Source organism: Flavobacterium sp. KBS0721, assembly GCF_002007065.3.
Lineage (GTDB): Bacteria > Bacteroidota > Bacteroidia > Flavobacteriales > Flavobacteriaceae > Flavobacterium > Flavobacterium piscis.
In genome coordinates this window covers 4,195,995-4,208,722 of the sequence record NZ_CP042170.1, presented here as the reverse complement: position 1 = coordinate 4,208,722, position 12,728 = coordinate 4,195,995, and the positions used below count along the sequence as shown (strand labels likewise).

At 31.6% G+C, this 12,728-nt stretch carries 11 protein-coding genes; 7 read left to right on the top strand and 4 right to left on the bottom strand.

Features of this window, described 5'->3' with window-relative positions; genetic code table 11:
* The first annotated feature begins 116 nt into the window (after positions 1 to 116).
* The gene (locus B0M43_RS18155) at positions 117 to 1,436 is read left to right on the top strand and encodes an MFS transporter (protein ID WP_078007008.1); all 1,320 of its coding nucleotides are present in this window, start codon (positions 117 to 119) and stop codon (positions 1,434 to 1,436) included.
* An 85-nt stretch (positions 1,437 to 1,521) separates the two neighbouring features.
* Here the strand turns inward: B0M43_RS18155 and B0M43_RS18150 are convergent, their stop codons facing one another.
* The 4 genes from B0M43_RS18150 to B0M43_RS18135 all read right to left on the bottom strand — a co-directional run bounded on the left by B0M43_RS18150 (position 1,522) and on the right by B0M43_RS18135 (position 4,520).
* Positions 1,522 to 2,253 (bottom strand): head GIN domain-containing protein, encoded by a 732-nt coding sequence (locus B0M43_RS18150; protein ID WP_078007009.1) that lies wholly within the window; start codon positions 2,251 to 2,253, stop codon positions 1,522 to 1,524.
* A 43-nt stretch (positions 2,254 to 2,296) separates the two neighbouring features.
* The gene (locus B0M43_RS18145; RefSeq protein WP_078007010.1) at positions 2,297 to 3,355 is read right to left on the bottom strand and encodes a hypothetical protein; all 1,059 of its coding nucleotides are present in this window, start codon (positions 3,353 to 3,355) and stop codon (positions 2,297 to 2,299) included.
* A complete protein-coding gene (locus B0M43_RS18140; RefSeq protein WP_078007011.1) occupies positions 3,339 to 3,881 on the bottom strand; it encodes an anti-sigma factor in 543 nt (180 codons plus the stop codon). The genes B0M43_RS18145 and B0M43_RS18140 overlap by 17 nt, the downstream gene beginning before the upstream one ends.
* An 84-nt stretch (positions 3,882 to 3,965) precedes the next feature.
* On the bottom strand, positions 3,966 to 4,520 hold the full coding sequence (locus B0M43_RS18135; RefSeq protein ID WP_078007012.1) for an RNA polymerase sigma factor: 555 nt from the start codon (positions 4,518 to 4,520) through the stop codon (positions 3,966 to 3,968).
* Between the two features lie 194 nt (positions 4,521 to 4,714).
* Here B0M43_RS18135 and B0M43_RS18130 point away from each other — a divergent pair, with 194 nt between their 5' ends.
* From B0M43_RS18130 to B0M43_RS18105, 6 genes are all read left to right on the top strand, one after another.
* Positions 4,715 to 5,722 (top strand): DUF6252 family protein, encoded by a 1,008-nt coding sequence (locus B0M43_RS18130; RefSeq protein WP_078007013.1) that lies wholly within the window; start codon positions 4,715 to 4,717, stop codon positions 5,720 to 5,722.
* 249 nt (positions 5,723 to 5,971) lie between these two features.
* A complete protein-coding gene (lon, locus tag B0M43_RS18125; protein ID WP_065449459.1) occupies positions 5,972 to 8,425 on the top strand; it encodes an endopeptidase La in 2,454 nt (817 codons plus the stop codon).
* A 251-nt stretch (positions 8,426 to 8,676) separates the two neighbouring features.
* On the top strand, positions 8,677 to 9,696 hold the full coding sequence (porQ, locus tag B0M43_RS18120; protein ID WP_078007014.1) for a type IX secretion system protein PorQ: 1,020 nt from the start codon (positions 8,677 to 8,679) through the stop codon (positions 9,694 to 9,696).
* 4 nt (positions 9,697 to 9,700) lie between these two features.
* Positions 9,701 to 10,300, top strand: a complete 600-nt coding sequence (locus B0M43_RS18115; RefSeq protein ID WP_065449461.1) for a murein L,D-transpeptidase catalytic domain-containing protein — start codon at positions 9,701 to 9,703, stop codon at positions 10,298 to 10,300.
* Between the two features lie 266 nt (positions 10,301 to 10,566).
* A complete protein-coding gene (cmk, locus tag B0M43_RS18110; protein WP_078007577.1) occupies positions 10,567 to 11,259 on the top strand; it encodes a (d)CMP kinase in 693 nt (230 codons plus the stop codon).
* A 69-nt stretch (positions 11,260 to 11,328) separates the two neighbouring features.
* Positions 11,329 to 12,705, top strand: coding sequence for a nucleoside permease (locus B0M43_RS18105; protein ID WP_078007015.1), 1,377 nt, complete (start codon positions 11,329 to 11,331; stop codon positions 12,703 to 12,705).
* Positions 12,706 to 12,728: the final 23 nt, after the last annotated feature.

Sequence of the window (12,728 nt, the reverse complement as noted above, 5' to 3'; positions counted from 1 at the left end):
TTATGCAATACAATCTTTTAAATTGTTTATAATTTAATAATACATGATTTATCAAATTTCTATTTGATTATCATAAAAATTAGATAAATTCGTAACCTGTTAACAAAACCATTTCTATGAAAGATTTACAAAAAGGAGATAAAAAATTATTAAACGCCTGGGCTTTTTATGATTGGGCAAATTCTGTTTATACGCTTACAATTGCATCAGCAGTATTTCCTATTTTTTATGAAGCCTTATTTGCAGAACGTGATCATTATATTGATGTTTTTGGAATGCACTTAAAAAATTCAGCTTTAATTAGTTTTATCACAGCTACAGCATTTTTAGTGGTTTCTTTTATATCGCCATTATTGTCCGGAATTGCCGATTACGTAGGTAATAAAAAAGCATTCATGAAGTTTTTCTGCTATTTAGGAGCTTTATCGTGTATGGGTTTATATTGGTTTGATTTAGATAATATTTATGTTGGTTTGGCTTTTTACTTTTTTGGATTATTGGGATATTGGGGGAGTTTAGTCTTCTATAATTCTTATCTGCCAGATATCGCTTTTGAAGAACAGCAGGATAAAATTAGTGCCAAAGGATATTCGTTGGGATACGTAGGAAGTGTTATTTTATTGATTATTAATTTAGCCATGGTCATGAAACCAAAGCTTTTTGGAATTACCGGAACAGATAGCGAAGCGGCCATGAAAGCAATGCGATATTCATTTATAATGGTGGGTGTTTGGTGGATATTATTTAGTCAGTATACTTATTATTATTTACCAAAAGGAAGAAAAGAAAATGGACAAAAACTAACAAAAGCCGTAGTATTTAATGGATTTAAAGAGTTAAAAAAAGTTTGGGCATTACTACAGCAAAATATACCTTTAAAACGTTATTTAGGAGGTTTCTTTGTTTCAAGTATGGCTGTACAAACCGTTATGCTTGTAGCAACTTATTTCGGGGCTCAGGAAATTCAATGGTCATCTAAAGAAGAAGGAACTATTGGGTTGATTATTTGTATTTTAATAATACAATTAGTGGCAGTTGTTGGAGCAATTTTAACATCAAGAGCTTCTTCGAAATTTGGAAATATTCCAACGCTTATCGGTATTAATATTATTTGGGCAGTTTGTTGTGGATTAGCCTTTTTCGTTACTTTACCAATCCATTTTTATGTCATGGCCACAGTTGCAGGATTTGTAATGGGAGGAATTCAGGCTTTATCGCGTTCGACTTATTCAAAATTATTGCCGGAAACAGAAGATACAGCATCGTTTTTTAGCTTTTATGATGTTGCAGAAAAAATAGGAATTGTAATTGGAATGTGTCTATATGGTATTATTGACCAAATAACAGGAAGTCCTCGTATAGCTTTCGAGATTTTAGGCATTTTCTTTGTAATAGCAATTTTTCTACTAAGAAGAGTACCAAAAAAGGCACTTTAAATTAATAAAGTGCCTTTCGTGGGATTTAATTTGTCTTAAACGAGACAATTGATTTGATTGATGATCGTATTTTAAAAGATCTTTATTAAGCTTTTGTTATACTTCCTGAACCAGAAACTTTTACATCTCGTTTTTCAGGGTTTCCAGTGTATTTTATATCACCGGAACCTGCAATTCTTGCTGTTAGATTTTCTATACAGTTGACACGGCTATTACCAGATCCTGAAACATTTACATCAACATTTTTTGCTTTTAAATTTGTAGCTTCAATATTTCCTGATCCTGCAAGTTTTGTAACTAAACTATCTGAACTTCCTTTCAGATGTATATTTCCTGAACCACTTAGATTTAATTCTAAAGTATTTGAATTTACGTCAAGATTAAAATTTCCTGAACCAGATAGTTTTGCCACAAATTTATCATTTTTGATAACATCCTTAGACTGAACATTCCCTGAACCAGATAAACTTACTTCTGATATTTTTTCGAAAGGAACAGTAACTTCAATTTTTTTACCCATACTTGGTCGGATATTACTTCCTTTTTCAACGTAAATTTTTAAGACATTATCTTCGACTTCCACTTTTATAGCCGAAACTAAATTTTCTTCTCCTTTAATAATGATTTTACCTTCTTTTCCTGCAACCAAATCTACATCAAATGAGCCTGCTACTCTTACTGCATCATAATCTGATGTTGTTCTTGTTTCAGAAACAACTTTCCCGTTTCCTTTAATTTTATTATTTGACCATTGTGCATTTCCCACGGAGCTGATTAATAATGCGCTAAATACGAATATTTTAAAAGTTTTTTTCATTGTTTGATTGTTTAATTGTTGTTTTGATTGATTTTTGATTCAATTATCTTTTAGTTAGAATTATGTTTCCGTAACTAGAATTAATGATGACTTTATTTTGTCCTTTTTTCTTATTATAGCCACTTATTCTTTTTGTATTGCTTTTAATTTCGCTAACCAAAACCTCTAGCGAACTATCATTTTTAATGCTTCCGTATCTTGTATTGATATCAAAGTCAAAAGAATAGTTAGCATCATAACCCAGAGCGATATTGGTATATCCTGTATTAATGTTTACATTTTTAGATTTTTCACTCATTGATTCTACATTTATTTTAGAGTAGGTAGCATCAATATTCAGGTTGTTTAAAACTTCTGCAATAGATATTGTCACATAATTACTGCTGCCCACAAGTGAATTTATTTTTTGAAATTTAAAACTGCCATAGTTTCCTTTGCATTTAATATTTTGACCTTCCTGCAATGAAACATCCGTATAATTTGCATCAACATTTAAGTTGCCGGACTCATTTATTTTTATTCCTGAATAACGTGCTTCAATATTTCCGCTTTTAATGTAGTCAATGCTTGAGTTCTGACTGTATCCAATTTCTATTCTATTGCTGTCTCCATTAAGTTTACCCAATATAATTTTACCATATTTACATGAAATATCAGTTGTAGATTCTAAAGTTAGTGTAGTGATATTACCGTATTTATTATTAAGCTTTACGGTTCCGTTTTTCGGAATTTTTATCACATAGTTAATTTCAAAACTATTGCTGCTTCCTCTGCTTTTTAGAGAAGAATTTCCAATGTTGGTAATCGCTGAAACCATAGATTTCAAAGCATTAATATCTACATCGATACTGTTTAGTCTTTCGTTTACCCAATTTTCATTTCCGCCAGAAACTTTAATAGTGATATCCAGGTCAATTTTGTTTTCATCCCAGGTACTTACAGTGATGTTGCCGTATTTGTTCTCAATATCAATTCCTGCATTTGAATTTACTATATAGGTTTTTTTGATGTTTTTTTCTTTAGAAATAAAAGTGTCATCATTTGAGAATCCTAAAAAAGGAATCAAAATGAATAGAATAAGTATGTTATAATGTTTTTTCATCAGTTGTATTTTTAAATTTTTCGTTTTCTTCAATTCTCTGTAAAACCGTTTGTAAAAAAGAGATTCGGGTTTGCAGATTGCTGATCATAGCGTAAATGATTTGTTTGTTTTCACCATTTTTTTGCACTTCCTTTATAATCTTTGCGTAATCTGCATCAAAAACTTTCATTTGTTTTAAGGCATCATTAATGATTTGCTCATTTTCCGGCGAACTTTTTTCTTTTAATTTAATTAATTCATTATCAATTAAAATGCTAAAAATAGAATCGGTTCTTTGGGTTTCCTTAGAAGCGAATTTAAATTCCTTGGGTTTTTCGCTATTATTGTTATTATAAAATAGAGACACTCCTAACAATATTACAATTGATGCAGCGATTGCCCAAACAGCGTGGTTCTTTTTCTTAGGTTGTTTTTTATTTAATTTGTTTAAGAAGTCAACCTGATGGTCAGCGTTCATTCTTTTTACATCCCATTGATTTTCAAATTTTTCAAATAATTGATCTAAATCGTCATTTTCCTTTTTCATATATCTAAAATTTATTTTTTAGGAGTGAATCTGTTATCGCTTTTTTTATTATTTGTGCGCACAAATTTTTTATTACAGGCGTTTTCATATCCCTTCTAATTTTTTTCGTAAACTTTCTTTAGCTCTGCTTAGCGTTGTTCTGCAATTGGCATAACTGATGTTTAAAATTTCGCTAATTTCTTCCTGGTCATAACCTTCAATATAAAAAAGAGTTAAAACCATGCGATAATTGTCTTTTAAGCTTAAAATAGTATCTAAAACTTGTTTCACTTTAAGAGAATTTAGATCGATACTTTCAGAAAAGAAACTGTCGTTTTCTTCAATTTTATATAATGTCTTGCTTAGATCTTCAACCTGAAAGGCATTATTTTTTTTATAAAAATCAATACTATAATTGATAATTATTTTCTTTAACCATGCTCCAAAAGCCACTTCTTGTTTGTAGTCGTTAATTTTTGTAAAAGCCTTAAGAAAACCTTCCTGCATGACGTCCTGTGCAAAATGTTCGTCTTTTACAATACGGTAAGCCACATTGTACATAGCTTTACTGTAACGATTGTAAACTTCAAATTGTGCCTTTTGATTGTTTTCTTTACAAAGCGCGATTAATTCTTCGATATTTTGGTTAGTTATACTCAAGTAATGATTGCTAGTTTTTAATAAGGACGGTGCTTTTTTTGGTTTGTTACAGTTTTGCTAAAAATAATTTTATTTTTTTCATAATAACTGTATTAATCTGATTATGTTAAAAATTATAGTTGAAAGTAATGCTTTGTGTAAGATTTTTTATTTAGTTTTAGCAAAAATTAAATTTTGTATTAAATTAAGAATTCATGAAAAAAAATTACGTTTTATTTCTTTTGCTTTTTGCTTTAGGGATATCTTTTACATCTTGTACTAAAGACTTTGAGGATGGGCTAAATTATAATAATGGCAATCAGGAGGCTGGTAACGGAAACGGAAATAATCCAGCCGGCACAGGAGTTTTTAAGGCAACTGTAGGAGGAAATGCTTTTGTTGCTACTAGTTCAAGCGCCATTGTAACAGATAATTTTGTACTTATAGCAGGAATTAGAACAGCTAATAAAGATTTAATTCAAATAACTTTGCCAAGTAATAAAGTAGGAACTTATACATGGGCAAATAGTGAAGATGATGGCGAAAAATTTGTGTTGTCTTATGGTTCAGCGACTGATGAAAACCCATTTATAAGTGCATCAAACGAAGTTGCAGAATTTTTTGGAGTAAAAGATTATACTGATACGGCAATTGTGATCATTACAGCAGTAGATAAAACTAAAAAAACAATCTCAGGAACATTTCAATTTACAGGTTTTAGAGATTTAGGTGATGATAAAACCGAAACCAAAATAATAACAAATGGTTCTTTTGCGAATATACCTTATACAGAAAATGCACCTGTAGAGGAGTCTGACGGTTTTTTAAATGCAAAAATAGATGGCGTTGATTTTGCTGAAAACGATATTGATGTAGCGAGTGTAAGTTCAAGTGGTGTTTATCCTTATTATAGCATAGTAGGAGTAAAGAACGGAGGCACTGATGACAGTGTACTTATAGGTATTAGTCAATCATATGGTGTTGGTACTTATCAGGCTTCGAGTGTTACATTGAATGGAGGTGGAGAGGAACTTGTAAATGTCGCTAATGCATCTTGTATTTTAGATGATCTTTTGTATACTACCGAATCAGGTTCGCTAACCATTACTTCAAAAACAGCAACAAAAATAGAAGGTACTTTTAATTTTGTTGTTAGTAATTTTACTACCGGTAAGAAAAAAACAATTACAGGCTCTTTTGCTATCAATACAGACGATTTGTAATAATAAAAATACTAATTACATTAAATCCACCTTTGTGTGGATTTTTTTTTGGTAGTACAATTTGATTTTACTAGATTGGCTACCTTAAAATAGATCTATCATAGCTCATTTTGGCATAGTGATTGTCTATTTTAATGATCTGTGTTGTAAATGAAGAGCTTAGAATGTTTTTATTACAAATTAAACTATCTAAGACTACATTTGCAGTTAGTACTAAAATTTTAATGACAAAACGACTTATATATTATTATGTCAAACCATAAAATACTCACCATTGACAATCTGTCACTTCAGGAATTTGACTCAGAAGCAGAATTAATTCCATTATTAACTCCAGAAGACGAAGAGGAAATGAACAATGAAGAGCTTCCTCTTTCATTGCCTATTTTACCTTTACGTAATACTGTTTTATTTCCGGGAGTTGTTATTCCTATTTCTGCAGGGAGAGACAAATCGATTAAATTAATAAACGATGCTAATGCCGGCGGAAAAATCATTGGAGTAGTTTCTCAAATTAATGAAGAAGACGAAGATCCATCAAAAGATGATATTCATAAAATAGGAACCGTAGCAAGAATTTTACGTGTTTTAAAAATGCCTGACGGAAATGTTACCGTTATTTTGCAAGGAAAAAAACGTTTTGAAATAGACGAGGTTACTTCAGAGGATCCTTATATAACTGCCACAATTAAAGAAGTGTCAGAAGAACGTCCTGAAGAAAACGATACTGAATTTACAGCTATTTTAGATTCTGTAAAAGAATTGGCTATTCAGATTATAAAAGAAAGTCCAAACATTCCTTCAGAAGCTACTTTTGCAATTAAAAACATTGAAAGCCAATCGTTTTTAATCAATTTCGTTTCTTCGAATATGAATTTATCGGTAAAAGAAAAACAAGGTTTACTATCGATAAACGGATTAAAAGACAGGGCGCTTGAAACCTTACGTTATATGAACGTTGAGCTTCAGAAATTAGAATTGAAAAATGACATTCAGTCAAAAGTTCGTTTTGATTTAGATCAGCAACAACGTGAATATTTTCTTCATCAGCAAATGAAAACCATTCAGGAAGAATTGGGCGGCGTTTCGCAGGAAGAAGAAATGGACGAAATGGGACTCAAAGCGAAAACCAAAAAATGGGACGAAAAAACGCAAAAACATTTCGAAAAAGAATTATCTAAAATGCGTAGAATGAATCCTCAATCACCTGATTTTGGAATCCAGCGTAATTATTTAGAGTTATTTTTAGAATTGCCTTGGGGCGAATATTCTAAAGATAAATTCGATTTGAAACATGCTCAGAAAATATTAGATAAAGATCATTTTGGACTTGAAGAAGTTAAGAAAAGAATGATTGAACACCTTGCTGTACTAAAACTTCGTAACGATATGAAGTCACCAATTATATGTTTAACAGGACCTCCGGGAGTTGGTAAAACATCTATTGGCCGCTCAGTTGCAGAAGCTTTAGGCCGTGAATATGTGCGTATTTCGTTAGGTGGTTTACGTGACGAAGCAGAGATTCGCGGACACAGAAAAACATACATTGGCGCAATGCCAGGCCGAATCATTCAAAGTTTAAAGAAAGCCGGAACATCAAATCCAGTTTTTATTTTAGATGAGATCGATAAGCTTTCAAGCGGAAATAGCGGAGATCCTTCTTCAGCTTTATTAGAAGTATTGGATCCGGAGCAAAACAATGCTTTTTATGATAATTTCCTTGAAATGGGATATGATTTGTCTAAAGTGATGTTTATCGCTACATCAAACAATATGTCGACTATTCAGCCCGCTTTGCGTGATAGAATGGAAGTCATCAAAATGTCAGGTTATACTATTGAAGAAAAAGTAGAAATTGCAAAAAGACACCTTTTTCCTAAACAGTTAGAAGCACACGGATTAACAGCTAAAGATTTAACGATTGGTAAAAAACAATTAGAGAAAATCGTAGAAGGTTATACACGTGAATCTGGTGTTCGTAACTTAGAAACTAAAATTGCTCAGGTAATTCGTAATGCTGCAAAATCAGTTGCGATGGAAGAGGAGTACAATAAAAAAGTAACGGATGATGATATCGTAAAAGTTTTGGGCGTACCAAGATTAGAGCGTGATAAATACGAAAACAATGATATTGCAGGAGTTGTTACAGGATTAGCCTGGACAAGTGTTGGTGGAGATATTTTGTTTATAGAATCCTTAATTTCCGAAGGTAAAGGTTCATTGACCATTACAGGAAATTTAGGTACAGTAATGAAAGAATCAGCTACAATTGCTTTAGAATATATTAAAGCAAACGCTAAGAAATTAGGTTTGGATGTGGCATTATTTCAAAAATATAATATTCACTTACACGTTCCTGAAGGTGCAACACCTAAAGATGGGCCTAGTGCGGGTATTGCAATGTTAACCTCTTTGGTTTCTCTACTAACACAAAAGAAAGTTAAGAAAAGTTTGGCCATGACAGGTGAAATTACGCTTCGTGGAAAAGTTTTGCCAGTTGGCGGAATTAAAGAAAAAATCTTAGCAGCAAAAAGAGCTAATATTAAGGAGATTATCTTATGCTATGAAAACAAAAGTGATATAGATGAAATAAAAGCTGAATATTTAGAAGGTCTGACTTTTCATTATGTAAAAGAAATGAGCGAAGTTCTTGCTTTGGCTTTGACTGATCAAAATGTTAAAAATGCAAAACAATTGAAATAAATTTTCAATTGTAAATTTCAATATTTTAAAAATCCAAATTCCAATCTGATTAACACAGTTTTGGAATTTGGATTTTTTATTTAATTTATTTCCACTTACAATTGGAATTTGGAAATTTTTTATTGGAATTTCCCTCTAATTTGGCATTTAGGATTTTTTTTTCTTGTAAAATAAATTTATTTATTTTTTATAAGTTATATAATTTTATCTTCGCAGTTGCGTTATTCCCATATAGGATTCGCCCCAAAAGAATGTTGAAACGATTTGTTTTACTTTTATTTATGTTAATTTGTTCCGTTTCATTCGGACAAATAGGAGGGCGTTACACTTATCAGTTTCTTAACTTAACGACTTCACCAAGGCAGGCAGCGTTAGGCGGAAAAAATATAACGATTTATGATGAAGATGTCAATCAGGCGATGTCTAATCCAGCAGCTTTAAACGAAGATATGGACAATCACCTTGCAATGAATTACGGTAATTACTACGGAGAAGCCTCTTATGGAACTGCTTCGTATGCTTATACTTATGATCGACATGTGCAAACTTTTTACGCCGGAATAAGTTATGTAAACTATGGTTCATTTGAAGGTTACGACGAAAATGGTCAGGCAACCTCAGATTTTACGGGGAGTGAAGGCGCTCTTTCGTTGGGTTATGCTTATAATATTCCTTTTACCGACCTGCATATTGGAGCTAATGCAAAGCTAATAACTTCTACTTTAGAAAGTTATAATTCTATTGGTGGTGCAATTGATGTGGGAATTATGTATGAAATTCAAAAAAATAATGTAAATTTGGCCCTGGTATTTCGAAACATTGGAACACAGTTCACAACATATTCAGGAATACAGGAGAATTTGCCCTTTGAAATCATTGTTGGTGTTTCGCAAGAATTAGAACATGTTCCTATTCGTTGGCATCTTACGTTAGAGAATTTGCAACAATGGAATATTTCTTTTTCGAATCCCGTTCGTGGCGAAACCAATATTGATGGGTCAACAAGTAACGAGAAAATTTCGTTTGTAAATAATGCTTTGCGACATGTTGTTTTTGGACTGGAACTTTTTCCTAAAAAAGCATTTAATTTTCGTTTAGGGTATAATTTTAGAAGAGGAGAAGAATTAAGAATTGATGAACAACGTAATTTTTCAGGAGTTTCATTAGGGTTTGGTTTAAAAATGAATAAGTTAAAGTTTAATTATTCGTATTCAAGATATACATTGGCAGCTAATACAAGTCTTTTTGGTCTAATTTTAAATTTTCAATAATTATATGAAAATATTCAGTTTGTTTTTGTTCATGACTGTAGGGTTTTTTACGGGTACAAAGCACTACTATAAAAAAGAAGTTATGTCTACTCTGGAAGTAGAGAGAATGAATACCAGAATAGGTGAAATAAAAAACATGATCAGTATTGATCCTAAATACAATACTAAAATTGCTTTTTTTGTTGATATGAGAATACCCTCAGGCAAAAATCGCTTTTTTGTTTATGATCTTGTCAATAATAAAATTTTAGATCAGGGTTTGGTAGCTCACGGTTCAGGATCCGAAACCGGAATAAAAGGAAGCTTAAGATTTAGCAATACACCAAATTCAAACTGCACTGCATTAGGAAGATATTCTATAGAAAATTGCTATAAGGGAGGATTTGGAAAGTCTTATAAACTAAATGGTCTGGACGAAACAAACAATAATGCTTTAAAGAGAGCTATCGTTTTGCATTATTACTCAGCAGTTCCTTATGAAGAACAAGATTATTATATTAGCAATAGTCATGGATGCCCAATGGTAAACGAACAATTTTTTAAAAGAATTGAAAAGATAATCGACAACTCAAAGTCGAAGATTATTTTGGATGTTTACTATTAAAAACTAAGTCTGGCAACAAATAAAAAACAAACTTACGTTGAATAATATTATTATCAGTAAATATTTATTTACTGATAATTTTTTTTGCGCTTGTTTTAAATCTTCTCTCTATTAAAATTTAATGAAATACTATATTTTTATTTTCACTTCTATTCAATAGTGTTTTATATTCGCAGAATGTTTTGAATGTACAATGAAATAGTGTGCTGAGAAAGATTGAATTGGTACAGCAAAAGCATAAAATAAATTTAATTAAAATAAAAAAATTGAAAAAAATTACCATTGCAATTGATGGGTTCTCATCAACAGGAAAAAGTACTTTAGCAAAACAATTGGCAAAAGAGCTGGAATATGTTTATGTAGATACCGGAGCGATGTATCGTGCAGTTGCTTATTTTGCAATGCAAAATAAGTTTATTGGAGCTGATTTATTTGATAAAAAGGCTTTGATTGAAGCTTTGCCTAAAATTCAGTTAGAGTTTAGATTTAATGCTGATTTGGGTTTTGCTGAAATGTATTTAAACGGAGAAAATGTTGAAAAACCAATTAGAACCATAGAAGTTTCTAATTTTGTGAGCAAAGTAGCAGAAGTTTCTGAAGTGCGTTCTAAATTGGTAGAACAGCAACAGGAAATGGGAACTAATAAAGCGATAGTTATGGATGGTAGAGATATTGGTACGGTTGTTTTTCCGAGTGCCGAACTTAAAATTTTCATGACTGCCAGTGCAGAAACCCGCGCGCAGAGACGTTTTGATGAATTACAGCAAAAAGGGGATAATGTTTCTTATGAAGATGTTTTAAAAAATGTAATGGAAAGAGATTATATTGACACACATCGCGAAGATTCTCCTTTGATTATTGCCGACGACGCTATAGAAATAGATAATTCTTACTTAAATAAAGAGGAACAATTTGCCGCTGTATTAGAATTGGTAAATGATGTTGTTAAAACCATTTAATTTTTTGTAGATATTATTTTTAATGGTAGTTTTACCACTTCATTTTTACTAAAAAGACAATTTCATCATATGGGAATTAAAAACAGGTTGATTATAATGAGCTTTCTTCAATTTTTTGTTTGGGGAGCCTGGCTTATAACAATTGGAAATTATTGGTTTGGAACTAAAAATTGGGAAGGAACCCAATTTGGTCTTGTCTTCGGAACCATGGGAATTGCTTCTTTATTTATGCCCACACTTACCGGAATCATTGCAGACAGATGGGTAAATGCTGAAAAATTGTACGGATTACTGCATATATTTTATGCTGTAGTTTTATTTGGTATTGCACAAGTAACTACACCGGATAATTTTATATATGTAATGTTTGCTGCAATGTGCTGTTATATGCCAACAATTGCGTTAAGTAATTCGATATCATATACTTCGCTAAAATTAAATAATAAAAATATAGTAAAAGATTTTCCACCCATTCGTGTTTGGGGAACTATTGGTTTTATTGCTGCCATGTGGATTACTAATTTAAGTGGAAGTAAAGCCACTGAATATCAGTTTTATATTGCCGGAGTTGGTGCATTAATTTTGGGTATTTACGCATTTACTTTGCCTAAATGTAAACCACAACGTTTAACTAAAGAAGATGCTACATTAGTTGAAACTTTAGGTTTAGAGGCTTTTAAGCTTTTTGGAAATTATAAAATGGCATTGTTTTTTGTGTTTTCTATGTTTTTAGGAGGTGCATTACAATTAACAAATGCTTACGGAGATGTATTTTTGGATGAATTCAAACATTTTCCTAAATACGCTGATTCTTTCGTAATTAAATATTCGACTATTATTATGTCGATCTCTCAGGTATCTGAAACTTTATTTATTTTGGCGATTCCGTTTTTCTTAAGACGTTTTGGAATCAAACAGGTAATGTTGATTAGTATGTTGGCTTGGGTATTACGTTTCGGATTATTTGCTTTTGGAGATCCTGTAGGCGGTTTATGGATGATCATTATGTCTTGTATTGTTTACGGAATGGCATTTGATTTCTTTAATATTTCAGGTTCGTTATTCGTAGAAAGCAATACAGATTCTAAAATACGTTCATCAGCTCAAGGATTGTTTATGATGATGACCAATGGAGTAGGAGCGGTTTTAGGAAGTTTGACTTCAGGTTGGGCAATTGATCGCTTCTTCACAAAGTCATTTAGTAATACTACAGAATTAGCCGGATTTTTAGAAACAGATAGTACAAATTCTAAAATGTTGGATTTTGTAAAAGGCCAGGGGAATTCAATTTCAACTGATGGAATATTTTCAAATCCTATTTTAATGAAAGACTGGCATACGATCTGGTTGTCGTTTGCAGCTTATGCTTTGGTCATTGCGATTGCTTTTGCTATTTTATTCAAACATAAACATGATCCAAAAGAAATAGAGAGTTTGAGTCATTAATATACATTATATATTTAAAATCC

Bases quoted from the DNA above. Each gene is read 5' to 3' on its own strand.
- B0M43_RS18105 (WP_078007015.1), top strand. From the start codon at position 11,329: ATGGGAATTAAAAACAGGTTGATTATAATGAGCTTTCTTCAATTTTTT.
- B0M43_RS18115 (WP_065449461.1), top strand. From the start codon at position 9,701: ATGAAAATATTCAGTTTGTTTTTGTTCATGACTGTAGGGTTTTTTACG.
- porQ (WP_078007014.1), top strand. From the start codon at position 8,677: ATGTTGAAACGATTTGTTTTACTTTTATTTATGTTAATTTGTTCCGTT.
- B0M43_RS18140 (WP_078007011.1), bottom strand. From the start codon at position 3,881: ATGAAAAAGGAAAATGACGATTTAGATCAATTATTTGAAAAATTTGAA.
- B0M43_RS18145 (WP_078007010.1), bottom strand. From the start codon at position 3,355: ATGAAAAAACATTATAACATACTTATTCTATTCATTTTGATTCCTTTT.
- B0M43_RS18155 (WP_078007008.1), top strand. From the start codon at position 117: ATGAAAGATTTACAAAAAGGAGATAAAAAATTATTAAACGCCTGGGCT.
- B0M43_RS18150 (WP_078007009.1), bottom strand. From the start codon at position 2,253: ATGAAAAAAACTTTTAAAATATTCGTATTTAGCGCATTATTAATCAGC.
- B0M43_RS18130 (WP_078007013.1), top strand. From the start codon at position 4,715: ATGAAAAAAAATTACGTTTTATTTCTTTTGCTTTTTGCTTTAGGGATA.
- lon (WP_065449459.1), top strand. From the start codon at position 5,972: ATGTCAAACCATAAAATACTCACCATTGACAATCTGTCACTTCAGGAA.